Annotated in this window: 21 protein-coding genes; 14 read left to right on the top strand and 7 right to left on the bottom strand. The window is 52.8% G+C overall.

All coding sequences use genetic code 11. From position 1 onward, the window contains the following. Positions 1-660: 660 nt before the first annotated feature. From NYE33_RS34085 to NYE33_RS34070, 4 genes are all read left to right on the top strand, one after another. Entirely contained in the window at positions 661-2823 is a 2163-nt protein-coding gene (locus NYE33_RS34085) for a Tex family protein (protein ID WP_341070088.1), read from the top strand. A 920-nt stretch (positions 2824-3743) separates the two neighbouring features. Continuing rightward, positions 3744-4658 (top strand): GNAT family N-acetyltransferase, encoded by a 915-nt coding sequence (locus NYE33_RS34080; protein ID WP_341069755.1) that lies wholly within the window; start codon positions 3744-3746, stop codon positions 4656-4658. 66 nt (positions 4659-4724) lie between these two features. Next, the gene (locus NYE33_RS34075) at positions 4725-5204 is read left to right on the top strand and encodes a GNAT family N-acetyltransferase (RefSeq protein WP_340947728.1); all 480 of its coding nucleotides are present in this window, start codon (positions 4725-4727) and stop codon (positions 5202-5204) included. A gap of 71 nt (positions 5205-5275) precedes the next feature. After that, positions 5276-6028 carry a hypothetical protein gene (locus NYE33_RS34070; RefSeq protein WP_341069752.1) on the top strand — a complete coding sequence of 251 codons (753 nt, stop codon included), beginning with the start codon at positions 5276-5278 and terminating at the stop codon, positions 6026-6028. 116 nt (positions 6029-6144) lie between these two features. Here NYE33_RS34070 and NYE33_RS34065 read toward each other — a convergent pair whose 3' ends face one another. Then, positions 6145-7119 (bottom strand): S-layer homology domain-containing protein, encoded by a 975-nt coding sequence (locus tag NYE33_RS34065; RefSeq protein ID WP_336101717.1) that lies wholly within the window; start codon positions 7117-7119, stop codon positions 6145-6147. Between the two features lie 292 nt (positions 7120-7411). Between NYE33_RS34065 and NYE33_RS34060 the strand changes: the two genes are divergently transcribed. The 4 genes from NYE33_RS34060 (at position 7412) to NYE33_RS34045 (ending at position 10524) form a co-directional block, all read left to right on the top strand. Beyond that, positions 7412-9391 (top strand): translation factor GTPase family protein, encoded by a 1980-nt coding sequence (locus NYE33_RS34060; protein ID WP_341069749.1) that lies wholly within the window; start codon positions 7412-7414, stop codon positions 9389-9391. Positions 9392-9473: 82 nt separating this feature from the next. Further along, a complete protein-coding gene (locus NYE33_RS34055) occupies positions 9474-9887 on the top strand; it encodes a hypothetical protein (protein ID WP_341069746.1) in 414 nt (137 codons plus the stop codon). Between the two features lie 113 nt (positions 9888-10000). Beyond that, the gene (locus NYE33_RS34050) at positions 10001-10192 is read left to right on the top strand and encodes a hypothetical protein (protein WP_156118546.1); all 192 of its coding nucleotides are present in this window, start codon (positions 10001-10003) and stop codon (positions 10190-10192) included. A gap of 131 nt (positions 10193-10323) precedes the next feature. Continuing rightward, a complete protein-coding gene (locus NYE33_RS34045; protein ID WP_144025949.1) occupies positions 10324-10524 on the top strand; it encodes a hypothetical protein in 201 nt (66 codons plus the stop codon). A gap of 150 nt (positions 10525-10674) precedes the next feature. Here NYE33_RS34045 and NYE33_RS34040 read toward each other — a convergent pair whose 3' ends face one another. Both NYE33_RS34040 and NYE33_RS34035 read right to left on the bottom strand, forming a co-directional pair. Further along, on the bottom strand, positions 10675-11670 hold the full coding sequence (locus tag NYE33_RS34040; RefSeq protein ID WP_341069742.1) for an S-layer homology domain-containing protein: 996 nt from the start codon (positions 11668-11670) through the stop codon (positions 10675-10677). Between the two features lie 250 nt (positions 11671-11920). Continuing rightward, positions 11921-12220 (bottom strand): hypothetical protein, encoded by a 300-nt coding sequence (locus NYE33_RS34035; RefSeq protein WP_042134234.1) that lies wholly within the window; start codon positions 12218-12220, stop codon positions 11921-11923. A gap of 132 nt (positions 12221-12352) precedes the next feature. Between NYE33_RS34035 and NYE33_RS34030 the strand changes: the two genes are divergently transcribed. Beyond that, the gene (locus NYE33_RS34030) at positions 12353-12526 is read left to right on the top strand and encodes a hypothetical protein (protein WP_042134236.1); all 174 of its coding nucleotides are present in this window, start codon (positions 12353-12355) and stop codon (positions 12524-12526) included. 290 nt (positions 12527-12816) lie between these two features. Beyond that, a complete protein-coding gene (locus tag NYE33_RS34025) occupies positions 12817-13950 on the top strand; it encodes a GGDEF domain-containing protein (RefSeq protein WP_341069740.1) in 1134 nt (377 codons plus the stop codon). A gap of 3 nt (positions 13951-13953) precedes the next feature. Here the strand turns inward: NYE33_RS34025 and NYE33_RS34020 are convergent, their stop codons facing one another. Then, complete coding sequence (locus tag NYE33_RS34020) at positions 13954-14529, bottom strand: CGNR zinc finger domain-containing protein (RefSeq protein WP_341069737.1); 576 nt, start codon at positions 14527-14529, stop codon at positions 13954-13956. Positions 14530-14711: 182 nt separating this feature from the next. On the opposite strand from NYE33_RS34020, the gene NYE33_RS34015 reads away from it, so the two are divergent. Both NYE33_RS34015 and NYE33_RS34010 read left to right on the top strand, forming a co-directional pair. Then, positions 14712-15206: a DinB family protein gene (locus tag NYE33_RS34015; protein WP_039296306.1), complete on the top strand. Its 495-nt coding sequence runs from the start codon at positions 14712-14714 to the stop codon at positions 15204-15206. Between the two features lie 124 nt (positions 15207-15330). Beyond that, positions 15331-15498, top strand: coding sequence for a hypothetical protein (locus tag NYE33_RS34010; protein ID WP_197074337.1), 168 nt, complete (start codon positions 15331-15333; stop codon positions 15496-15498). 113 nt (positions 15499-15611) lie between these two features. Here the strand turns inward: NYE33_RS34010 and cmpA are convergent, their stop codons facing one another. Further along, a complete protein-coding gene (gene cmpA, locus NYE33_RS34005) occupies positions 15612-15749 on the bottom strand; it encodes a cortex morphogenetic protein CmpA (protein WP_099052445.1) in 138 nt (45 codons plus the stop codon). A 127-nt stretch (positions 15750-15876) separates the two neighbouring features. After that, complete coding sequence (locus NYE33_RS34000; RefSeq protein WP_039296308.1) at positions 15877-16236, bottom strand: hypothetical protein; 360 nt, start codon at positions 16234-16236, stop codon at positions 15877-15879. A 121-nt stretch (positions 16237-16357) separates the two neighbouring features. Here NYE33_RS34000 and NYE33_RS33995 point away from each other — a divergent pair, with 121 nt between their 5' ends. Then, complete coding sequence (locus NYE33_RS33995; RefSeq protein ID WP_081969846.1) at positions 16358-16843, top strand: SprT family protein; 486 nt, start codon at positions 16358-16360, stop codon at positions 16841-16843. On the opposite strand, the gene NYE33_RS33990 is transcribed toward NYE33_RS33995, so the two are convergent. Continuing rightward, complete coding sequence (locus tag NYE33_RS33990) at positions 16840-17481, bottom strand: pentapeptide repeat-containing protein (RefSeq protein ID WP_042134244.1); 642 nt, start codon at positions 17479-17481, stop codon at positions 16840-16842. The genes NYE33_RS33995 and NYE33_RS33990 overlap by 4 nt on opposite strands. Before the next feature lie 227 nt (positions 17482-17708). Between NYE33_RS33990 and NYE33_RS33985 the strand changes: the two genes are divergently transcribed. After that, on the top strand, positions 17709-24617 hold the full coding sequence (locus tag NYE33_RS33985; protein ID WP_341069734.1) for an S-layer homology domain-containing protein: 6909 nt from the start codon (positions 17709-17711) through the stop codon (positions 24615-24617). Positions 24618-24848 lie beyond the last annotated feature (231 nt).

Genomic DNA, 24848 nt, shown 5'->3' with positions numbered 1-24848 from the left:
GTCCAAGCGTTAGAGGTTATGAATCGGCTATACTGTCCCGCGAGGGACGGTGTAGCCGTTTTTTGTATAACTCCACTGGGGCGGGTAAAGACACCGGAAACCTCCTCATTAGCCAGGGGATGCTGCAGGGGGGCAGGGAGTTGGATTTGTTCCACTTGCTCATAAGTGGAGAAGCCCCTCTGAAACAGCAGTTGGAAAAACAGCACTTAATATAAGGCATATTAGCCAAAGTTGAGGAAGTGCATGGAATTAAATGACGTTTATCCAACTAAAACACTCGAATGCTCCAAAACAGCTAAAATAAGATACGTTTATCCAGCTATTGTTGCAGAGCGGGTGGGTGCCTGAGGGAACCTTAAACGGGAAAGGTAAAGGTATGCAAGGTAGGGTCCAATTAACCTTGGTAAGCTGTATATTTCGCCTTCCGGGCGGAATATGCTTTGGGGTCCCCGTAAATCTGCTGAGTTATCACCCGGTTGGTAGCTTGCGTTGCGGGGGTACTTTACCGTGCCAAACTTTGGTCCTGCGGCAAACTGTGATAGTATTTTAGTAGAGAGTTATGAACTCAGACTGCGTATAGAAAGAGGGATATACTTGAGCGTTGATACTAATGGGGCGGGTAAAGCGGCGGAAGATGCGGCTGCCCGCCAGGAGCAGGAACTGATTACTGCAGCAATTGCGAAGGAACTGGGCATTAGCCTGAAGCAGGTACGGACTACGGTGGGGCTGCTGGATGAGGGCAACACAATTCCGTTTATCGCCCGGTACCGCAAGGAAATGACCGGAGAGCTGGATGAGAACGCGCTGCGCGATATCGAAGAACGGCTTGGATATCTGCGCAACCTCGGCGAGCGGAAGAAGGATGTCATCCGCAGCATTGAGGAGCAGGGCAAGCTGACCCCGGAGCTGCAGGCGCAGATCATGAAGGCTGTGAAGCTGCAGGAAGTGGAGGACTTGTACCGTCCGTTCAAGCAGAAGCGCAAGACACGGGCCAGTGTTGCCAAGGAGAAGGGGCTGGAGCCGCTTGCCGATTGGATCATGGAGCAGCGCCGCCAGGGCCATCCTTATGAAGAAGCGGCGAAATATATAGATGCGGATAAAGGTGTAGACAGTGCGGAGCTTGCTGTCCAAGGGGCAATGGATATTATTGCCGAGAATATTGCCGATGATCCGGCCATCCGTTCCTGGGTGCGCCAGTATACGGCAAGCCAGGGGATTCTGGTCTCTGAAGCGAAGGATGCGGAGCAGGAGAGCGTATATGAGAATTACTATTCCTACCGTGAGCCTGTGCACAAAATGCCGCCGCACCGTATTCTGGCCATCAACCGCGGGGAGCGGGAGAATGTGCTGAAGGTCGGCATTGAGATTATTGCCGACAAGATTCACGCTTTCATTATCCGCAAGCTGGTGAAGGGTCCGTCCCCGGTCAAAGAGCTGCTCGAAGCAGTGACCGAGGATGCCTACAAACGGCTGATTGCACCTTCCGTCGAGCGCGAGGTGCGCGGGGAGATGACGGAAAAAGGCGAGGCGCAAGCGATTTCCATCTTCTCCGGAAATCTGCGCAGCCTGCTGCTGCAGCCGCCGGTGAAGGGCCGCCATGTGCTGGGCGTAGACCCGGCCTACCGCACCGGCTGCAAGCTGGCCGTTGTGGACGATACCGGCAAGCTGCTGGAGGTAGCGGTCACATATCCGACGCCGCCGAACAACAAGAAGAAAGAGGCGGCGGCCAAGTTCAAAGAGCTGATTGCCAAATATGGCATCCAGCTCATCGTAATCGGCAACGGCACCGGCTCGCGGGAGACGGAGCAGTTCACTGCCGAGGTTATTGCCGAGGTCGGGAATCCTGAGCTGGCCTATCTGATCGTTAACGAGGCAGGGGCCAGCGTGTATTCGGCCTCCAAGCTGGCGCAGGAGGAGTTCCCGGACCTGGATGTGGCGGAGCGCAGCGCCGCCTCCATCGCCCGCCGCGTGCAGGACCCGCTCGCGGAGCTGGTGAAGATCGACCCGAAGGCGATCGGTGTCGGGCAATACCAGCATGATGTGTCACAGAAGCATCTGGAAGAGAGCCTTAAGGGCGTCGTGGAGTCGGCGGTTAACCACGTCGGTGTCGACGTGAATACCGCTTCGGCCTCGCTGCTGTCCTATGTGGCGGGAGTCAATGCGACGATCGCCAAGAATATTGTGAAGTTCCGCGAGGAGAACGGCAAGTTCGCCACGCGCAAGGCGCTGCAGAAGGTGCCGCGCCTGGGCGCGAAATCTTACGAGCAGTGCATCGGCTTCCTGCGTATCCCCGGAGGGGATAACACGCTGGACCGTACGCCGATCCACCCGGAATCCTATCCGGTGGTCGACCGGCTGTTCCGCGAGCTGGGCCTCGCTGTGGAGAAGCTCGGCAGCAAGGAAGTAGCCCAGCAGCTGGAGGTGCAGGATGCCGCCGAGCTGGCTGTGAAGCTGGATGTCGGCGTGCCTACGCTGCGCGACATCCTGGAGAGTCTGCAGCGCCCGGGCCGCGATCCGCGCGAGGAGCTGCCGCTGCCGATCTTCCGCACGGATGTGCTGAAGATCGAGGACCTGGTTCCCGGCATGGAGATGCAGGGAACCGTCCGCAACGTGATCGATTTCGGCGCGTTCGTCGATATCGGCATCAAGAACGACGGGCTGGTCCATATCTCCCAGCTGAGCGGCAGCTTCGTGAAGCACCCGATGGACGTGGTCTCCGTGGGAGACAATGTCACCGTATGGGTGATGGGCGTCGACCTGAAGAAGGGCCGCGTCAGCCTGACCATGCGCCAGCCGCGCGAGGCGGGCGGCAGCGTGAAGTAGGGCCGGCGGCATCGCTGGCAGGTTGAAGCAAGGGCAGGCGGTATGCGAGGCTGGCCATGTGAGAAGTCAGACCGGCGCTGCAAGCTGGGCGGCAGCGTGAAGCAGGCCGGCTACATCGTCTGGCAGGTTGAAGCAAGGGCAAACGGTATACGAGGCTGGCCATGCGAGAAGTCAGAGCAGCGAAATAGGTGGCCTGCAGCGTGAAATAGGGCCAAGAAGCAGTTGCCGGGGCTGGCACAGACTCGTGGCACAAGGGAAGCCGGGCCCATTGGGCCGGGCTTGCCGAACACGCGGAAACTGGCCCGTCTGAGCTCTATTGCACGAACTGTTGCGGACTCAGATGACCCTATTTTGCGGAAATCAGCGTTTTGATCGTGGTTGCGGACTCAAAGGCCTCTATTTCATGGCTCGAGGTCTGCTGGCATGCCCGAAAGATCAAATAGCGTCTTCTGAGTCCGCAAGGGGAGCAGAACAGGTTATTTTCGCAAAATAACGTCTCTGGAGTCCGCAAGGAAGAATGCCGACATGTACACTGGAGTGGAGCACCCGGGCAACTGGATCTTGGATAGTCACTATGGAGCTCCAGCAAACTAACCTGTTAATAATGACCAGCCCGCGAATACAGCAGCAGAAGAAACGAATACGAAACACCACGGCTAATGACCAATCAAGACAGAATAAGACCCAAATCAGCATCAACCCAAGAACAACCCAAGAACAACCCAAGAACAACCCATATGACCAGCCGGACGGCTGCGCTTCCTTGACCAGGACGGCGCAGCCGTTTTTTGGCAACCCCAAATAGCAGATGTAACGCTCCGGGCCAAGCTGCGGTAGAGAATAGTTATAATTGTTAATGATCTTAATCCCTCTTCCACACAGTGTTATGATGAACAAAAACAGAAGGTGGCGGACCGGTATTGAGCAATAGAGTAATCAGGAATTTCGGACAGAACGATATGGCGGCGCTTGGGGAAATGTATGCGCGGGTGTCGGCACAGGAGGATGTGCTTTTTTGGTGGGTAGGGGAGGAGAGCAATTGGGAGAATGTAATCTGTGCCTTTGAAGGGGACAAAATGGTGGCCAAAGGCCAGCTGCAGATCTTCAATGTGGTTCCCCCGGGACGTCTGCCTGGAAGCAAACATAAGATTTTTGTGAATCTGAAAACACTGCCCGGGCGTGAACAGGATATCGGACTGCTCGACAGTGTCTACTCCCTTCTGCTGGAACGGGCGCATGAACTGAAGGGGACACTGCCCCGGGAATACGGAACGGTTCTGTGTACGGGGAATTATGCCGCAGAAGAGAGCTGCAACACTTATTTCGCACAGCATCTGGGTTACCTGCCGCATAGCCGGTTATATACGCTCCATCGTGACTTGAACGAACCAATACCCGTGGTTGAGCTTGCGGCAGGGCTTGAATCAGCGTGGGTTCAGTTGGATTCACCGGAGCAGAGAGAAGCTTATCTGGAACTGGAGGCGGAGATCTGGCCGGATGTCCCGCTGGGACTGGAGCGTCTACTGGAGTATCAGGAGCATCCGCTTTGGACATCGGCTGTTGTACTGGATGAAGGCAAGGTGGCCGGCAGTCTGATGGTCTGGCAGGAAGATAAGAACGGCATTATCGAGGACGTGTTTGTCCGTGAGCCATGGAGAAGACGCGGGATCGCCAAGGCCCTGCTGGTCCGCGCCCTGGCATATCTGAAGGAGCACGGGCTGGAGCAGGCGCAGCTTATCGCCATGACTACCAATGAATCGGCACTGTCCCTGTACGCATCCGTGGGTTTCCAAACGGGACGGCAGGAGATCAGATTGTATACGGAGCTGGAGTAATAATCACTCAGGATGAATTCCTCTACACAGTGAAATCCGCACAGTGAAAGTTGGGAGGAAGTTTATATGTCTGTGGAACTAAAGCCTGTCTCTAGTGAGAATTGGTATGAATGTACCCAGCTTACGGTTAAGCCAGAGCAGCTGAATGTTTTTCCTGCACCTGTGGTTTATTGGATTGCTGAATCGAAGTATGTTGATGAATTTGAATTGCGTGCGATTTACTCAGAAGAGGTTCTAGTCGGATTTCTCGTATTTTGCACCCGTCCGGACAAGGATGATAATTATTGGATTCCTGCCCTAATGGTTGATCACAAGCATCAAGGCAAAGGGTATGGCAAGGCAGCAATGGAAACATTGATTCAGCTGATGAGTGATTCCAAATGTACTAGAATCATGATTGGACACCGGCCGGACAATCTGATTGCGGGGAAGCTGTATGAATCTTTAGGATTTTCACAAGCTGGGGAAGAAGTAATCGACGGTGAAATCGTACGTCTGCTGCAAATCAGTGAACTAGCCCCTCCCGCCGCTTACCTGGACAAGTGACAAACGCCCTGCAACTATATCCGGCCGGGCAGCGTCTAATGGGTAAGTATGGCAGAATGAGGAGGGATATCTTGTACAAGGCAAGATCTATTGGATTTACTGCGCTGATGGTTGTAATGCTGTTTCTTGCAGCCTGCAGTTCAGCGCCTGACACGGCTCAGGAAGCAACACCCGCACCGGATCAGACAGAGGCACCTACTCAGGAGCCCGCTCCGGCTGTACCATCCCCGGCACCGGCTGCAACGCCTGCTCCAAGTCCTGAGGGTACGGAACCAACTCCGGTAGCGGAAGACCCCGGACCGCCGGAGGAAGGCACACCGCCTACAGCGCTGGAAGCGGCAACCACAGTAATGCGGGCGCTGAAGAACGGGAGTATGGAGACGCTCGCCGCGTGGGTACACCGGGACAGAGGGGTCCGCTTCTCCCCTTACGCTTATGTTGATGTTGATAAAGACATTGTGTTAAGCCAGGAAGAGCTGAAAGCTGCAATGCAAGATCCGGTAAAGCGTGAATGGCGTGAGTTCGCCGGTACCGGAGAGCTGATTAAGCTAACCTTTGCGGATTATTATAAGCAGTATGTGTACGATGAGGATTTTGCAGGGAAGGCTGAAGTTGCTGTGAATCAAAGCCAGGGGCAAGGTACAACCCTGAACAATATCAACGAGGTGTATCCTAAGGAAACTCATGATTTCGTTGATTATTATATCAAGGGGATCGATCCTTCCGCAGAGGGCATGGATTGGCGCAGCCTGCGGCTGGTTTTCGAGAAGAATGGTCAGGACCATATCCTTGTAGGCATCATTCATGATCAGTGGACACCTTAACGTAAGGACTGAAAGCGCCAGCCAGTTATTAGTAAAATCGCAAAAAGCCGCATCCCTTGGTTATCCCAACGGCGATGCGGCTTCTTTTGACGTATATGCGTTTATAAATTTCTCACTTACATCCCTGCGGAAGAAGCGGCAGCAGAAGCCGAACCTGTTACGGATTTGGCTACCGCTGTATACCCTTCAGGCAGGTAAGTTACCGCGGAGGCGGTAGAGATGACCTGCAGATTCATGGAACCGGCAGGCGGCGCAGTCACTTTGAAGTAGATCACTGCTGTTTGGTTAGCGCCGAATTCAATCCGCTCAATCGACAGGCCGTAACCCGAGGTAGGCAGATTCTCAACTGTGACAGTGGCTTTGTTTACACCAGTAGCCGCTTTTTCCAGTGTAACCGCTGCTTCATAGTCATTAACCGGAGCAGTGGCGCTGTCATCCGGAGTGATTACCTCTTTGGCGAATTTGGCTGCGTCATAGATTAGGACAGCGGCTTCCGCACGGGTAACCGGTTCATTCGGACGGAAGGTGTTGTTCTTCTCCAGCATGATCAGGCGGGTATTGACCAGAATCTGCAGACTGTTCATCTCCGCTGTAGACAGCTTGCCGCCATCCGTGATATTCGCATACATCAGCGTAACCGGGAAATTCCCTTTACTCTGCAGCGCCTGGGTCAGCAAATGAGCGAACTGGATCCGCGTCATTGCCGCGTTGGGGTCGATGGACTTGTCCAGAGACAATCCGCTCTGCTTGGCAGCCACGAATGCGGAGGCATACCATGCGTTATCTTTTACCTTGTCGAAGTAATCGCTGGCTTTGCTGCCGGTTGTATTCTGTGGGGACAGCTTAAGGCCGCTGACGATGAACTGCAGGCCTTGGGCGTAAGTCAGCTTGGATTTCGGTGCGAACATATCACTGGTAATTCCGTTAATGATGCCATTTTGATGGAGTGCATTGATTTTGGATTCGGCAGCATTGCCCTTCAGATCCGAAAAGGCAGAAGCCGATGCTCCGAATGATACTGTTGCTGCCAGAATGCTGCACGCTAGAGTGATTTTTGTAGCGCGCTTCTGGAATGATGATTTATTCTTCATTGTGCCTCACCTCTTATACTCTTAGATGGCCAAAGGGGCCGAAATGTTGCAGGCAGTTCTGTATAAGCTGAAAAAATTGTTGTTGGGCTGAGTAATGTGCGTCTGTCACCAAGTAACCTAATTGCAGAAGGCGCATTGTTGTTAGTATCAGCAGACCGCGGGGCCGTCATCCGGGAAAGTGCTTACCGATTGAACATTAGCGGCATTTGGCTGTACACTTGAAGTAGAATCAGTAAACGGATTCAAACACTATCAGGCATTCATACATTCGGCTTATGACAGGAGAACATAGATGATTCAGCAGCAGAGGGTTGAACGGATCAACGTGGGGATTTTTGCTCATGTAGATGCGGGGAAGACGACGACGACGGAGCATATATTATATGAGAGCGGGCGAATTCGCGCACTTGGCAGTGTCGACAGCGGAACGGCGTTGACGGATTCCATGGAGGTGGAGCGGCAGCGGGGGATTTCTGTGCGGGCGGCTCTGGCTTCATTTACGTGGCAAGGAGTGCAGATCAACCTGGTCGATACCCCGGGGCATGTGGATTTCCTGTCCGAGGTGGAGCGCAGCTTGCGGGTGATGGATTGTGCGGTATTGATCCTGTCAGCAGTGGAGGGCGTGCAGGCACAGAGTGAGATGATCTGGAATGCGCTGCGCAAGCTGGGAATTCCGACGCTCATCTTCGTGAATAAAATGGACCGGATCGGCGCTGATCCAGCCGCTGTGCTAACTCAGGCGCGGACCTATCTGTCCGGGGATATTGTGCCTGTGCAGCAGCCCTTATATAGGGAACGGGAATACATAGGGGCGGCGGATTTGTGGAGTGAAGGTGCGGACGCGGCGGCGCGGACAGAACTGCTGGAAGCGCTCGCGGAGCGGGACGAGGAACTGCTGGAGCTGTATATGGCGGGCGGTGCGGCAGAACTGGCGCAGTGGAAAAGAGAGCTGGCCGTTCGGACGGCCGCAGGAAGAATGTATCCGCTGGTGTATGGCGTAGCGGCCAAAGGTCTCGGTGTCACGGCGCTGCTCGATGCCATGACCCAGTATTTCCCCCGCGCGGGCGGGGATGCGGAGCAGCCGGTGTCCGGCATCGTGTACAGCATCCAGCGTGACAAAAGCATGGGCCGCATGGCCTTCGTGCGCCTCTATCAAGGAACTATCCGCAACCGGGACACGGTGATGAATTATACGCAGGAGGTTCAGGGCAAGGTGACGCAGATCCGCAAGGTCGAAGGCGGACGCACCGAGGATGTGGGGGCGCTGGAAGCGGGTGACATCGCTGTAGTCTATGGGCTGTCTGGCGTGCGGATCGGCGATGTACTGGGCCAACCGGAGGCCATTCCGCAGGAGGCCAAGCTTGCCGTCCCGCTGCTGACCGTTCGTGTCTTCTGGGGAGCGGATGCCGACGACCATAAGGTGATTGCCGCATTTCAGGAGCTTGCCGACGAGGACCCGCTGCTGGATACCCAGTGGCTGCAGGAGGAGCGGGAGCTGCATATCAAGGTGATGGGGCCGATCCAGCTGGAGATTCTGGATAGTGTATTGCAGGAGCGATTCGGGCTGAAGGTTACCTTCGGCCAGCCGTCGGTGATCTACCGGGAAACGCCAAGCCGCACAGGTGAAGGCTACGTTGCGTACCTGATGCCGAAGCCGTGCTGGGCGATTCTGAGGTTCCAGATAGAGCCGGGGCCGCCGGGCAGCGGCCTCGTCTATGAATCATTGGTGCGCAGCTCCGATCTGCTGCCGCAATACCAGAATGAGACGGCCCGCCGTGTGCCGGAGGCGCTGCAGCAGGGTCTGCGCGGGTGGGAGGTCACCGACCTCAAGATCACACTGGTGGAGGGGAACCACCATGTGTGGCATACCCATCCGCTGGATTTTGCCGTGGCTACGCCCATGGCCATCATGGATGGGCTGGCCCATACCGGCACCAGCCTGCTGGAGCCGATCCTGCAGGTGCGCATCGTCGTGCCTGAGGAGAACGGCGGCCGCGTGATGAACGACCTCGTGCAGATGCGCGGCACCTTCGAGCCGCCCGTGCTGCAGGGCGAGCGGATGATCATCGAAGGCAGGCTGCCGCTGGCAACCTCGCTAGATTATCCTGTGACCTTAAGCTCCTACACGAAGGGGCGGAGCACGTTTACTTCCTTTTTTGCCGGCTATGAACCGTGCCCGCCGGACGTCACTGCCGAGCGCACCCGCCGGGGCGTGAACCCGCTGGATCAGGCCAAGTATATTCTAAGCGTGCGGAAGGCGCTGCAGGGGTAGGATGGGTAAAAGAAATAGGCAGGGCATGAGAAGCAGTAGCACAGTATAACGATAGAAGCAGCAATGGAGAGGAGAGAACCGCATGTTTAGAAGCCTGAAGCAGCGAATTGACAATGCGAACCAAATGCAGCGAATGCGCAACGAGAATCCAGAGGAGTTCCGGCGGGCACTGGAGAAGCATACCCGTGAACAGCTAGCCGCTGATAACACTCCCCCGGTACAATCCGGACCAGCTATCCGAATTGCCCGCTGGTTTCTGTATTTGCTGACCGCGCTCATCCTACTGGTCATTTTCCTTGGTGTGCCCCAGGCGGATAACCCGATTTTTTCCCTGCTCAGCTTCGGCCTGCTGCTGTCTCTTCTGTATATGGCGGCTGGACTGGTCCATCCTTCTATCGTATTTTTCCGCAAAATCCGTTCCCGAATGTTTGCACTCGAACTGTTCGGGCTGATCAGCGGTTTGCTGATTCTTCTGATGACGGTTTTTCATACGTAGGAGGGAATTAGATTCAATATAAAAAACCAATATTTTCGAACTGTGCATTACTGCTTTTTAATAATGAAACCTCCATTTGGAATAATTCGTATGTTTTATTGGGGGTGGCCATTATGAACCAAGAAAGCTTAACTTGTAAAGCTTGTGGAAGCACTACCTTTACTAAAGGTGAAGTGAACGCTGTGGATGCTAGAGTAATGCCGATTGGTAAAACATTTTCTTTTGGTTCTCCGGTTATTTACACATTCTGCAAAAAATGTGGGGAAGTAGCCTCAATTAGAATTAAAAATCCCGATAAATTTTGAACTCTAAAACGAGCTCCTTTAGAATCCGCTAGTAAGTGGTCTGCTTTTTACTGGCCTCCTCGTACTGCGTATTACTTAATCACTTTGTGATAAATATATTTTAGATTTTGGTAATTTTGTTTTAGAGAGGAATGAATGAAGTGAAAATATCTGCCCGAGCAGGTTTTATCACTATGTCTTTAGTATTTGTAATAACCATCATAACAAAGAGCTTTCGAGTGATTTTTTCATCTTCAGTACTTGATAAATCACTAAATATTGTAGTAATTGTTCTTCTTTCTGGTTTTGTTGGCGCCTTTATAAGAGAATTGCTTCTTCCAAAAGAGAAATAGGTTACTATAGCTAGATGAAAGTAGTCCTTCGCAATATGCGTCTACTGTTTAAAATGGAATGCGTGAAATGAAAAACAGATCATGTCCCTGAATGCAGGCATGATCTGTTTTTCATTTGCTTGTAACCTTACAATAAGTCTTTATCAAGAATCACTCAACATCGGTTGCCGGCTGCAGCCAACGCGAACCCATTACAGGCTCTGCTGTAGCAGTGTAGCCTTCGGGCAGATAAGTGGAGACCGTCCCTTTGGTGATGACTTGCGGGTACATCATATCCGGATCGGGCAGGGTTATTTTGAAGTAGATCACTGCTTTGGTGGGACTGGTGAATTCGATGCGCTCTACCGCCAGGCCGTAGCCGGGATTAGGCAGATTATCGACGGTGATGGTGGCTTTATTGATGCCTTCAGCAGCTTTTTCCAGGACAACATTGGAAACGTAGTTATTAACCGGAACTGGTTCTGGTTCAGAAGGCTCAATTACTGTATCGTCTTGGTTGATGGCCCGTGCTGCAAACTCAGCGGCATCATGAACCATAACAGCAGCCTCGGAGCGGGTGATGATATCGGCCGGGCGGAATTTTCCGTTGTCCAGCGTAATAACCTTCGTGTTCAGCAGTATCTGCAGGCTGTTCATAACATCGGAAGAGAGCTTGTCGCCATCCTCGACCATGAAATACATTTTGGTAACCGGGAAATCACCCTTGCTCTGCAAGGCTTCGGTTAACAGATGAGCGAATTCTGCGCGGGTCAGGTTTGCGTTCGGATTGGCATTCTGTGCCAGAGTCAAACCGCTCTGCTTGGCGGTCAGGAATGAGGAGGCATACCAGGCATTGTCTTTTACATTGTCAAAAAAACTGCTGGCCGTGGAAGTGCTGCCCGTATCTGTCAGTGGCGTCAGCGCCAGCCCTTTGACGAGAAATTGAACGCCTTGCGCCAGGGTTACTTTAGCGTTGGGAGCAAAAAGATCGCTGGTTATACCGTTAATCACACCGGCGTCATGCAGCGCATTGATTTTGGTTTCGGCAGAATGTCCGTTCAGATCAGAAAAGGCAAAAGCGGATGCTCCAAACGACAAGCTGGCAGCCAGGATTCCGCACGCGATGCTCATTTTTTTTTCGCGCTTTATAATATTAGTTGTTCTCATTGTGCATCACCTCTACCTATTAAGATGGCTTTTAGGTGAGAAATGTTGCACCCGGCGAAGAAAAATTCCTGTATGCGTATGCATTGAGAGCAAAGAACTGAAATTATGAAAGTTGAAATGGGGGAAAGCTGTTTTTGTTGTTAGTGTAAAACTGTCGGGATCTTAATGTGGAAATATGAGGATATACTAATGTGGAAAAAAGGGAATGATGCTGTAGTAGGCCAATTACGAACTTTTCTGTTCTAAGGAATTATTGAAGATTATTTTGAGGTGACTCATTGGGTAGAAGAGTGTTGAGATTCATTCCATCTTTTAAGCCTTGCTTGTACATTAGCGTTTCTGAAATACTTTGGAGTAGAACGGTACTAGTCTCATAATGTTGTAGACGAAGTTGGCAGTCTTGGGGAAGCAAGGAAATCAACTCTACAAACAACTGATTGCATTCGTAAATTAAATGCTTATAGTCATCAGAATTAGATAGTATAGAACTTCCTATATACTCCATACGTATGGAAAGAAACTTGTTAAAGGCATGCTCCACATCTGTCATGTATGCTCCCCCGATAAAAAATATGATATAGCTAAAATTATAAGGTGACATCACTTAGATGTCAATGTGAATCTATGAACGTTATTTTCACAATGATAGAATAATGACATCACTTTTAGGGAGTACAAACATATGGCAACTGATAAAAGAGTATTTACTTTACGTTTAAAAGATGATAATTTCAACAAAATTAAATATATCGCAGATAAAAATAAGCGGTCTATTGCTATGCAGATCGAATACTTGATCGAGCAACACATAGCAGATTTTGAAAAAGAAAAAGGAAAGATTGGGACGGAAGAATAAAGCATGTTTGGAAGAAGTAATGGCCTCCAGAACTCACAATTTGGATGGTCATTTTTTATTTGCTTTTTGATATCCCGCCTATGAAATTCCTAGCTCCTTCGTACCTTAGAATTTGTCAGACACACAAGGCTCCACTAGGGCTGACATTCGTAACTTCCCTCACTATATGTAGACGCATTAACCCCCAAAAAAATCAGTACATATCCCGTAAGTGAGTATCGTACCCGGGGCAAATCATGTTAAAATAATAGAAATGTGTTGATCAAATCTACATGCAGCGGGTGAATGGTTTGAGATTAAGAGATTTCCTGGGCCCCTCGGATACTTCCGCACAGCGGCAGGCCAAGTGGATCAAGCGTTTTTTGCGTACCTATTGGCTCGTAATTGCTCTGCATTTTGCTGCGCAGCTCTGGGCTTTTTTATTTCTTTCATACCCAATGGGCCCGCATGAATTTTATTATGATGTTCTGCTCTACCCGACGCTGCTGATGAGTGCGGTTGTCGGGGTGACCCAGTTCGTTGATGCGATTGCGCCGAAATATTCCTTTGTCCTGCTGTTTGTGTCCGGGACCATTATTGCCATGATGATTATCCATCTGAATATGGATATCCGGATTATCGGGGCGCTGATGCTGCTGCCGATTTTTGCTTCGGCGATCTTTTTCCGGCTGGATCTGACCTTATTTACGTCTGCCCTGCAGGCGGCTGCGTTCTTCATTCTCTACCGCTGGGATTACTGGTTCAAATATTATCTGAATGATTTCGATCTGATTGCCATTCCGCTATTTCTGCTGGTGGGCACGCTGGTAGCCAGCATTATTATTATTAACGGGCGGGAGCTGGCGAGTGATCTGGAAGCGACACTGACGGCCAAGCAGAATCTGATGATCGAGAACGCGGTGATCCGCAAGCTGTCCACTACGGATGCGCTGACCGGCCTGTACAATCATATCTCCTTCCACGAGTTCTACGACAAAGCGCTGGAGTACGGGAATCAAGGTGCGCCGTTTCATCTGGCCTTGATTGATATTGACAATTTCAAGCGGATTAACGATAAATACGGCCACCGTACCGGTGATGCAGTGCTGGCGCGGGTCGCCAAGGTGATTAAAGATAATATCACTCCAACGGATATTGCCTCACGTTATGGGGGCGAGGAATTTGCGGTTCTTTTTTTTGAGAAGACCTATGAAGAAGCCTACGAGCTGGCAGACAGGGTACGTCAGCAACTGTCGGAGACTCTACATGAAGAGTTGGAGAATACTGCAGTGACCGTCAGTATCGGACTCAAAAGCTACTCCGAAGGAGCCACCAAAGAACAGTTGTTTGAGGAAGTGGATGAACTGCTCTATACTGCCAAAAAATCCGGCAAAAACACAACATTGACTCCGCTTCAGCAGACCCGGCATTTGCAGTCTGTCTAAATGCTAGTCCGGCAGATTTCCTTCATCCTCCGAAGCCTTCTTGCGCGCCCGGAACCGTCTGACCTTCATCAGGTTCCCGCAGAGCTTGTCGTCGCAGTAGCGCTTCGAGCGGTTGCGGGTATCGTCGTAATAGACCCAGAGACAATCGGGATTTCCGCAAATCCGGAAACGTGAGGCTTCCTTCTCCAGTAGTGCTTCGGCAAAAGAAGCCGCTATCTCCGCCATAATCTGCTCCCAGTCTGCACGCTGGGGAAGCAATGAAATCCCGGCTTCGCCGCCGGTACCCCAGACTACTTTCCGCAGAACAGGCCCGTTACCCATATATTGATTCAGCTGTTCCAGCAGAGCGCTTTCCGTAGGTTGTCCCTGCACCAGCCGTTGTACCTCGTCCCATAATAATCCGCGCAGCTTCTTCAGCCGCTCCAGTTCAACCGGCAGAATCGGTCCTGCCGCAGGTAATTTCTGTGCCGCCAGCCATTCTGCCAGCCACTCCGGTTCATCCAGCCTATCCCGGTCCTTGCTCCGGTCGCCTGTCCGCCAATTCCGCCAGTAGCTGTTAATGAAATCCTCCCACAGCAAGCTGCATCTTTCCTTTCACCACGATGTTTCCTTTGATTGTAACAGTTAAAAATAAGTTTTGCTAGTTACTTGAAGCACTCCGGCAAATATGCTACATTTCTAATGTAACCGTTATTTGGGTTGTTTAATCGTTACCAAAGTCAGAGAAGAGGATGTTCCATATAACTTTAGGAGGGTGAAATATGCAAAATAAGATTAGCGATGTTCTGGTGGAGAACTGGGATTATGTGATGGATGTTGAGGATTGGCAGCCGCCGCTTAAAGACGCGCTTGAAGGGGTGACTAGTGAACAGGCAAGCTGGAAGCCGGAGGGGGCAGCGGGCAATTCCATCTGGGAGACCGTCAATCATCTGACTTATTATAAGGAACGTCTGCTGCGCAAGCTTAAGGGTCTGGAGAAATTGCCTGATCTTGAGAGCAATGATGCTACGTTTACGGTAACGGAGAGCGGGGAAGAGGCGTGGAACCAGGCAGTTGCGAAGCTGAAGTCTGTTCATGCCTCTTTGCGGGAGATTATTGTGGCCCTGGAGGAAGGCGCTTATGAATGGGGCGGCTCCGGGCATGCGCCGGGCGAAGAAGTGATGAGTCTGATTCTGCATGATTCCTATCATACAGGACAGATCGTACTGGTCCGTAAGCTGCAGGGCTCCTGGCCGGGCCAACGCAGCTTTGACTAAAAGCTGATTTCCTGTAGAAACGGACGCTGTCCCTTAGGGCGGTGCCCGTTTCTTTTTGTTTCAGTCTGAAATACGGGGGTTAATGGATGACATACAGCTAACGAACCGAGAGGAGAGATTGAAGATGGAACCGAATTACAAGGACAGAAGTGTTGAAGTAGAACGGACAGAGGTGCACAAGAAATCGGATTCCAGTCTCGTCGCATCCACCTTTATTAAATATGCCGCATATATCATCATCATTTTTGGACTGCTGTTCTTCCTGGTGAAATATGTATTCCCGATGTTCTAAGCAACAGAATCCGGCCGGGATATATATGTTAAAGGGAGTGCCCCACAGCCATGAATTCTACGGCTGCACGGGCACTCCCTTTTGGCGTTTGCGGATATAATGCGGAATAATACCTATACGTCTTTGGTGATGAATTCACGGGTTTCGGCAGAATTCCGGTAAAAGAACCAGCATTCATTCAGCAGTTTGATCTGACGGCGGTCTTTCTTGAAATAAGCCTTCATGAGCTGTTGGCAAAGCCACTGCGGCAAGGGTACCCCTCCTCTGGCATGCATCCTATGTACAGATAGCATATGGGGAAGGCCGCCCAAAGGTGCGGCAGCAGCATTCATTTACATGTGGTAATTAGCCTTACAGCTCCATCCATACAACTGCCAGCTACTGCACACTTTCCTCTTCCTCTTCATACCATTGCTCAAGCTGGGCCTGCAGCGCGCGGATTTCCGTTAATAGCGAGATCAGCGGATACTCAGTCTCTTGTATAGAGGCAAAAGCATTTTCCAGACGGTTGATATATGCCAGCCCGGACTCCAGGTGATGCTCCTCACGCAGCAGCTCCAGGGAATCGCACTCGGCAATCGCCCGCGGCAGACCGGGTACATTCTCCGCAGTCAGCTTGTCAATTTCTTTATTCAGGCGAAGATTGAGGGCGCTCAGCTGGTAAGCATACTCCTCCGGCATCTCCACGAACTGCAGTTCCTGATCCTGCTGCAAAATTACATACCGCATTTTCGGCATAACTCATTCTCCCTCCGGACTTGTCTTCCTTCTTGACAGTGTAGCCTATGGGCAAGTTACAATTCAAGTAGAGATCTTATTTCCTTAAGGAGAGGAGCCGTGAAGGAGCGCTATGATAAGTATGAGTAACGAAGAGCTGCAGCAGTGGATCGAGCAGGTGTCACTGAACAGCTTCGGCGTGCCTTTCCGGCATACAGCCAGCTTTAACAGCAGACTTACGACAACGGGCGGACGATATTTTACCAAAAGCCATAATATAGAGATCAATCCCCAGCAGCTTGCCATCCACGGCCGGGAGGAGACGGAGAAAATCATCAAGCATGAGCTCTGCCATTACCATCTGCATCTGGCGAAGCGGGGATATATGCACCGGGATGCCGATTTCAAAACACTGCTCGCCCGGGTCGGGGGCAGCCGCTACTGCCAGACACTGCCGGGAGCCAAGGCGAGGAAGCCGCAGCCTTACCGGTACAAGCTGGTGTGCGTGGCCTGTGCCACCGAATATCTGCGCAAACGCAGAGCCGATCCGAAGCGTTACCGCTGCGGGAAATGTTCGGGCAAGCTGAAGCTGGTCACCCTGGAGGCAGGTGCGGGTCCGGCTACTTAATATTTAATCACCAGGCCCAGCAGTCCGGCGAAAGAAGCCGCCTGCTCCGCAGAGATTACACAGCCGTCCAGGTCCTGGAGGTCCACCACGAGGCCGGTGAACTCGCAATCGCTCAGATCGATATCCTTCAGCTTGCACCCGGCCAGTGTGGCCTGATCCAGATTGCATTCCGAGAAATAGAGGCCGCTTAAGGTGGACTGATAATAATCGGCGCTGATCAGCGAGCTGCGCTCGAAGGAGGCTCCTTTGAAATTAGCAAACCGGAACACCGCGAACTCCCCGATGCACCCGGTCACCGATACATTTTGAAGCCTCGCTCTCGTGAAGTCCGTGCCAATCAAACGGCAATCCCTGAATTCTGTCCTATGCATGAAGGCATCGCTGAAATCGACATTGGACAGGTCACAATGATCGAAGATGACATCGGTTAGCTCAATGCCGTGCAGAGAGGATTCAGTGATCGTTACATTTTTGAAAATAACCTTATCAAAGGACACTCTGGCAGCATCCTGGTATTCAATTAGCGCTCCGGAAATGAGACAGCGGCTGAATTCGTCCTTGGAAGACAGAGAGTGAATCTGCTGCGGCAGCAATAGCTCCGGTTCCGGGATTCTGGGTTGTTCAATCTTGTTATTCATGAATGCCTCCGTAGAATTAGTTCCACCCGTTCAAGTATGGACAACTTGGCGGCTGAATGAGTTAACTATCCTGCGAACCGGGGCTTTTGTCAATTACAGCGGCTACAGCCCGCCTTAAGCATGTACGTACAAATACACCTGTGGATGGATAAAATCACACATCGTTTTGTAAGCGTTACCAAACTAAGATGAAAAAGAAGTCCATTTTAGTTAGAGGGGGCGCACTTATGAAACGATTCAGGTCCGTGGTCGCGGGACTGCTGGCGCTGTTGCTTATTTTTCCGAACCTGTCTCTGGCGGGAACAGGAGGTTCCGTCCATGCAGAGGGTGTCCTGGGAACAGGCGCAGCGCAAATTCCAGCGGGTACTGTTCTGATTAAGAACAAGTGGAAGAGCAATTTTTTGTATGAGACAAGCGAAGGCGTTGTCCGCTACGGAATGACTAACCCGGCGGATACCTCTTCCCATTGGAATGTGGTCACGGAGGGCGGCTTATCACGGATTCAGAATGTGAAGACCGGACACTTCATTACGCTTGAAGGCAATGCGGGCAAAGAGGATTCACTCAAGGCAGCTGCTGCCCCGGGCGGGGGGAGCACCGCTGACCAATGGCTGATAGATACTTCAAACAGAGCCGGCTATATGGTCATCCGCAGTGCGACGGCTCAGGAGAGCAAGCTGGTCATCCATGAGGAGAATCAGCTGGGTTATGCCCAGGCCAGTGCGGATATCAACATTACGTTTGAGAGTCCGCAGTGGGCTTTTGTGAGTCTGAATGCAGCGCCTGTCCGGATCGAAAGTGTGATGCGCCCGGGCAACGTCATGTTTGAGAATGAGGGGAAGGTACAGCACGGTGCACAGCCGCTCAGTAATGAGGCAGCACAGTGGTTTCTGGAACCGGGTACAGATTCCGGGACACTGTTGATCCGCAACCGGGCGACCGGACACTACATCAAGCAGAATGAAGAGCATTGGTATGGGGTCTTCTCGGCTGAGATTGATCCGGCCAATGCAAATCTGAGTGAGTGGGTACAAGAGCCGGCACCGGGCACCTCCGGGGAAGGGCTCGTAACCTTCCGCAATCAGGGTCTGACCGACGGCGGGAATGCATTATGGCTCAATCCCCAGTATGACGGTGACAGCGATGTGCGCTCCAACAATTGGCCGGGCTGGGGAGGCAATCCAAGTGCGCAGTGGCGGATCGTCACGGTTAGCGAGCTGCAGCCGGTGCGGATTACCACCTATACCGATGCGCAAGTAGCAACCGATTTCCTGTATGAAGCTGCAGGCGGCGAGCTCCAGCATGGGGTTATCGCCCCGGATGCAGCAGATGAGAGTCAATACCTGTGGTACGCCGAGGACTATGACGGCCATAAACGCATCCGCAATGCAGCAACAGGACATTATCTGAACTATGCGGATGGTGCCGCTGCTGCCGTGACGATGAATAGTAGTCTGCCTTCCGATCAGTGGGATTTCAATGAATCGGATGATTATGATGACTACCAGACGATTGAGAATGTAGGGACTCCGGGAAACTATCTGTCTCTGCTTGGAGGCGGACATGCCGGCGCAGGCTCTGATGCAAGCTCGCTGTCTGCCCAGTGGCAGCTGCTTGATCCGGACGTCCCGACAGACGGCTCCCTTCATTATTACCGGATTCAGAATACCTGGCAGTCCTTCTACTGGTATGAGAGCAGCGACGGTGTGCTGAAATACGGCAATATGCAGGAGGATGGGTCAGACCAGTGGCTGATTGAGAAGTACAATGGCCGCAAGCTTTTTCAGAATAAAAAAACAGGCCACTACATGAATGTAGCGCAGATGCCGGATGGTCATATTTCAGTGGCTCCGCTTGACGGTAAGGATAATGTGGATCCGGCGTACATCTGGACCGGCAGAAATACCGGCGACAGCACCTATGTGATCGCGAGTGTGCTGGATAAGGAGCCGAATAAGCGTCCACTGAAGTATATTTCTTTGCAGAATCTGACCAAATATGCCGAATATGGGGTGATCAATCCCGATTGGGGCAGTCCCAAGTGGAAGTTCGTACCCGTAACCGAGAAGAAACATGATTTGTTCCGCTTCAAGCTGGATGGAGTGAACGGGGCCGATCAGTATCTTAAGGATGATGCTGTTCCTGCTCCTGTGCTGAAGGTTACACTTCCGGTTAATGACGGTACAGTTACAGCGGATGTGTATGATCCGCAGGATCAGGCTGGCGGAGACCTGGAGGATATAGCGGAGAAGGCTGCTAAAGAGGAAGAGGCATTGCTCGCTCTGGATGCAGGTGATACTGCAACTGCTGGTGCGGGTGGCGGTGGCGGTGCTGCTGATCCCACGGTCGGTCAGGCTACTTACGGAGAGCTTATTCCCGGAGACGATTCCTTCGTCTGGCAGCTGATCGACATACCGGGCAGTAACGGTGCGGTAAAGATTAAGAATAGAGGGACCGGCAGGTACATTTCCCTGGAGAGTCTGGCAGCGGTCATTGAACAGGAAGAGCCCGCGGGCCCCGTCCGGACGGAGCAGACGGTATATGACGTCTGGGCAAGCATCAGATGGATAGTTGATATGCAGGAATCCGGACGTACTACCTTCAAAAGTGCCTGGGCAGGCCATTACCTGTATGGCGCCGCTGATGATAACGGCTATCCGGTAATCCGGATTAGCAAGGCTGCGGATGCTGCCGTCAGGGACAGTGCGCAGTTTACTGCTGAGCCTGTTTTCGAACCGGTACCGCCGCTTCCAGTCGCCCCTGTCCGGTTCAAAAATGCAGGCACCGGAGATTACCTGTATGAGAACGAACACGGAGTTGTGCTGTACGGCCAGCCTGCTTCAGATAATGGTTACTCGCACTGGAGTATCGTTACGGATGCAGGGCAGCAATATATCGTGAATCGTGCCACGGGCCATTATATTACTCTAAATAGTGATTACTCCTTCCTGGAGAGTACCGGCGGTGATCCGGCGGATACCGGCGCTTCAGCATGGGATGTCAGTCTCGCTGCAGATGCCAAGCATTACACCATCCGCAGTCTCTACGGTGAATATAACGATGAGTACATCCATTTGCAGAATAAGACGGGGTATGCTGAGCGCGCATTGCTGCTGGACACTGAGGCGTCATTGCAATGGACACTCGAAGCTGCACCGCAAGAATTCAACATGCCGGAAGGCGAAGCCAGAAACACGGATACGGCTGCACCGGTCCAGAACGACACGAATATCATTACCATTGCACCGCAAGGAATGGACGGCACGATAGTGGCGGAAAAGGACGGCAAGCTGGTTTATGCTGATGCTTCCGTAAGTCCTGCCCAGGCGCAGTGGCTGGTGCAGGATTTCAATGGCCGGAACCGGGTGATGAACGTTCAGACGGGCCATTATCTTGCGCGCGATCAGGAGGGCGCTGTTGTCCTCGTGGATTCCGGTGACAAGGAAGATTCGCAGTGGAATATCAAGGATAAGCTGGGATACCGGCTGCTGTTAAGTGCGGATAAGCAATCTGCTCTTGCTCACGGGGAAGCAGGAGTTCAACTGGGGGCTGTTGAAGCACAGGACGCTCTGTGGAGCTTCATTCCCGTAGCTCAGGATGCTGTGTATGCCGGGCAAGAGGCTTTTCATGGGGACGGGGTGCTGCGGTTTGCCGTGAATGCTGATGTAGCGGGGGAATACGACGTTGTGCTCCGTTACCGGAATGCTTCCGCCGCTGCGGCTGAGCTGGAGACCCTGGTCAATGGTCTTAAGCAGGGCGATGTAAGCCTTGCTGCCAGAGCCTCCGCTTCCGTATGGCAGACGGCTGAGCTTACGCTTGACCTGCGGACAGGAATCAATACGGTTTCATTCAGTGGCGCAGAGGCGTCATTGAGCGGAATGACTATCGATAGCCTGACTGTCAAAGATAGCATCAATAAAACCTACCGCGGAGCTACGCTTCCTTATATCAGCTATGAAGCGGAGGATGCCGTTACGAATGGAACACAGGTCACGCCTTCACGGAAATACCGCAGTCTGGCTTCGGAGGCTTCAGGACGCGAAGCAGTCATCCTGAAGAACACCGGTGAGTATGTGGAATTTACGCTGGCCAAACCTGCGAATTCAATCGTACTCCGTTATTCCATACCGGACAGTCCGGATGGGGCGGGAGCAGAGGAAACCTTGTCGCTCTTCGTGAATGGGGAACGCCGGGTGCTTAATCTCACGTCAAAATACGCCTGGGAATACGGCAGCTACCCATGGTCGAATGACCCGCGTCAAGGCAGCGGACACCGCTTCTATGACGAGATTCATGCGCTGATCGGTGAGGCTCCGGCAGGAGCAGTAATCCGCCTAGAGAAAAGCGCGGATGATCATGCCGCCTCTTATGTAATCGATCTGGCGGATATGGAGCAGGTTGCACCTGCGCTGGCTCAGCCTGAGGGCTTCCTGTCTGTCACTGATTTTGGAGCCATTGCCGGGGATGATGGCGATGATACTGCTGCATTTAAGGCTGCACTTGCCGTAGCCGAAGCTCAGGATGCAGGCGTCTGGTTCCCGGAAGGCAGCTTCAATGTCGGCAGCGGACTGCTGGATCTGGACGATGCGGAGATCCGCGGCGCAGGCATGTGGTACACGACGCTGAACGGCGCCAAGTTCTACGGCCACGGCGGCAAGACCGGCGTATACGATCTGCTGATTGAGGGCGGCATTAACGTGCGTGACGATGAGGCGGTTACGAATGCTTTTCACGGCGCCTTCGGTCAAGGTTCGGTCATTCAGAATGTATGGATTGAGCATACCAAAGCAGGCTTATGGCTGACCCAGCCCAAAGGTGAGAAAGCGCGCACCAATGGCCTCTATATGGCCGGGCTGCGTATCCGCAACCTGATGGCGGACGGGATCAACTTCGCTGTAGGTACAGGGAACAGCATGATGGAGCAGAGCGATATCCGCTATCCGGGCGATGATGGTATCGCCATGTGGTCCTTCACCGATGCCGGGCTGAATGATGTCAACGGCAGCGAGCGGACGCCAAGCTTTAATAATACGGTACGCTTTAACAATGTATCTCTGCCGTGGCTGGCTGATAATATCGTCGTGTTCGGCGGCAAGGATAATAAGATCCAGGACAATATTGTGAAGGACACGGTGACGAACGGAGCGGGGATTGCTGTATCCACACGCTTCAGCGCAGAGCCGTTCCAGGGCACGACCGTTGTGGAGCGGAACACCCTGCTGCGTACCGGCAGTTATGATTCCGGCTATGGTGTGAATCTGGGGGCAATATGGCTCTATACCGGGGAAAATAACATCAACAGCAATGTGCTAATCCGCAATAACATTGCGCTGGACAGCACCTATTCCGGGCTCATCGTCCACGGTAATCTGAATATGGACGGAATCACCCTAACAGATAACGTGATCGATGGAGCAGGCACTAACGGAGTAGAGATTACGAAGGAGATGAGAGGCAGTCTGCTGGCTGATAACCTGATTATCCGCGGGGAGCGGATGAATCTGGTGGCGAACACCTCGTCAACATTTACGGTTCTGGAGAAGAATCAAGGTATCGCAAGCAGCGTCAAGCCATTCTCGATCAAGCTTGGAGATGGACAGACCGGACCTGTGGTATTAAAAGAGGGAACCAGCTCCAAGCTGCAGGTAATGGATCAGAAAGGTACAGATATCACTGCACAGGCAGTCATCAGTATTGCAGGCAGCAGCCTTGCCACTGTGGAAGAAGGGAAGCTGCAGGCAGTTGCTAAAGGGAACACTACCTTTACCGTGTCCGCCCTTGGCAGCACAAGAGTGTATGATCTTGTGATATCGGCTGCTGACCCTGTCGATCCTGTGGATCCGGGAACTCCAAGTCCGAGTCCGACTGCGGCTCCAAGTCCGACTCCAAGTCCGACGGCGGCTCCGAGTCCGAATGCGAACCCGAACCCGCAGGCAACTCCTACGGCTACTCCGGCGCCCGTGATTGTGCCTGCGGCTAATAACGATGCGCAGCTCAAGAGTATTGCCGCCGGGCAGAAGGTAATTGAAGTGGCGGCTGATGCAGAGGGTACCGCACGCTTCAGCGGGACTGCCTTGCGGGCAGCGGCAGCGGCGAGTCCAGACGCTGTACTGGTGGTGCGGAGCGGGGACGCGTCCTACCGTCTCCCGCTGTCCCTGGCGGACAGCGTTCTGAAGGGCGCGAAGCTGCCTGATGGAACGCTGGAGTTCAAGCTCGCGCCGCAGACAGGCGCGGAGCTTGCGGGGCTGCTTGCCGCTGCAGGCAAGCAGAACTATAAGGTGAAGGGAACGCCGGCAGGCTTCACCTTGAATGTTACGGACGGCAAGACCTCATTGCCGGCCGGAAGCTTCGGCACTGTACATGTCGAGCGTACATTCACCATTAACGAAGTAATGGACGTCAAGACAGCAGTGGCGCTGGTCTATAATGCCAAGGACGGAACCTTCCGTTACGTTCCGGCAGTATTCGAATCCGGGGCAGGTGTGACCCGGGTTACCGTTAAGAGCAGCTTGGCCGGAGGTATAATGGCCGTTGCCGTGAATCCGGCAAGCTTCGGCGATATCTACGCTCACTGGGCCAAGGATGAGATCAATCTGCTGGCCAGCAGATTGATTGTGAACGGCCAGTCGGCCGGTGTCTTTGCGCCGCAGCGTACCGTCAGCCGGGCGGAATTCGCGTCCATGCTGGTCCGCTCGCTTGGCCTGCAGCCGGATGCGCCGCCGGCTGCAGCCGTCGCTTTCCGCGATGTGCCGGCCAGCTCCTGGTACGCCGCTGACGCGGAGACCGCCGTATTGTTGGGGCTGGTTCAAGGCTACGCGGACGGTTCCTTCCGTCCGGATGCGATGATCACCAGAGAGCAGATGGCGGTCATGGCCGCCAGAGCCTGGAAGCTGCTTCACGCCAATGCAGCAATTAATGAAGCAGCTTCTGCGTCAGCACTGCCGGGGCCAGGCACATTTAAGGATGCTGCCAGTATCTCTGCTTGGGCTAAGGAAGCTGTGGGCACATTAACCGCCACCGGCATTATGAACGGCCAATCCGCCGGATACTTTGCGCCGGACAGCAACACCAGCCGTGCAGAAACCGCCGTTATTCTGACCCGCCTGCTCCGTGCGGGCAAGCTGCTGAACGAGTAGCCGCTAGTCGTTACGGCTTAACGAACAACCTACAAGCCGCCGCAAAGGAACGCGGGATTTCCCCCGTCTTCCTTTGCGGCGGCTTATTTTTATCTAGGCCAGGAGGCAGTGCTTTTAGTTCTTAGGAAGTGGACTAAAGAGGAAATAGACTAAAGCAGGAAGTGGACTAAAGAGGAAATACAACGCAGAAGTGTCTTTGAATTAGCTGAAAGTTGGCAGAATGGAGTGAAG

This window comes from Paenibacillus sp. FSL R10-2199, from assembly GCF_038000235.1.
Classification (GTDB): Bacteria; Bacillota; Bacilli; order Paenibacillales; family Paenibacillaceae; genus Paenibacillus_AQ; species Paenibacillus_AQ phytohabitans.
Note: the sequence above shows the minus strand (reverse complement) of the source record. Positions and strands in the feature narration are given on the sequence as shown.

Coding starts and splice junctions, on each gene's coding strand:
- NYE33_RS34065 (WP_336101717.1), bottom strand. CDS start 7,119: ATGAAGAATAAATCATCATTCCAGAAGCGCGCTACAAAAATCACTCTA.
- NYE33_RS33990 (WP_042134244.1), bottom strand. CDS start 17,481: ATGAATAACAAGATTGAACAACCCAGAATCCCGGAACCGGAGCTATTG.
- NYE33_RS34075 (WP_340947728.1), top strand. CDS start 4,725: ATGTCTGTGGAACTAAAGCCTGTCTCTAGTGAGAATTGGTATGAATGT.
- NYE33_RS34050 (WP_156118546.1), top strand. CDS start 10,001: ATGAACCAAGAAAGCTTAACTTGTAAAGCTTGTGGAAGCACTACCTTT.
- NYE33_RS34010 (WP_197074337.1), top strand. CDS start 15,331: ATGGAACCGAATTACAAGGACAGAAGTGTTGAAGTAGAACGGACAGAG.
- NYE33_RS34060 (WP_341069749.1), top strand. CDS start 7,412: ATGATTCAGCAGCAGAGGGTTGAACGGATCAACGTGGGGATTTTTGCT.
- NYE33_RS34045 (WP_144025949.1), top strand. CDS start 10,324: ATGAATGAAGTGAAAATATCTGCCCGAGCAGGTTTTATCACTATGTCT.
- NYE33_RS34040 (WP_341069742.1), bottom strand. CDS start 11,670: ATGAGAACAACTAATATTATAAAGCGCGAAAAAAAAATGAGCATCGCG.
- NYE33_RS34055 (WP_341069746.1), top strand. CDS start 9,474: ATGTTTAGAAGCCTGAAGCAGCGAATTGACAATGCGAACCAAATGCAG.
- NYE33_RS34035 (WP_042134234.1), bottom strand. CDS start 12,220: ATGACAGATGTGGAGCATGCCTTTAACAAGTTTCTTTCCATACGTATG.
- NYE33_RS33985 (WP_341069734.1), top strand. CDS start 17,709: ATGAAACGATTCAGGTCCGTGGTCGCGGGACTGCTGGCGCTGTTGCTT.
- NYE33_RS34030 (WP_042134236.1), top strand. CDS start 12,353: ATGGCAACTGATAAAAGAGTATTTACTTTACGTTTAAAAGATGATAAT.
- NYE33_RS34000 (WP_039296308.1), bottom strand. CDS start 16,236: ATGCCGAAAATGCGGTATGTAATTTTGCAGCAGGATCAGGAACTGCAG.
- NYE33_RS34015 (WP_039296306.1), top strand. CDS start 14,712: ATGCAAAATAAGATTAGCGATGTTCTGGTGGAGAACTGGGATTATGTG.
- NYE33_RS33995 (WP_081969846.1), top strand. CDS start 16,358: ATGAGTAACGAAGAGCTGCAGCAGTGGATCGAGCAGGTGTCACTGAAC.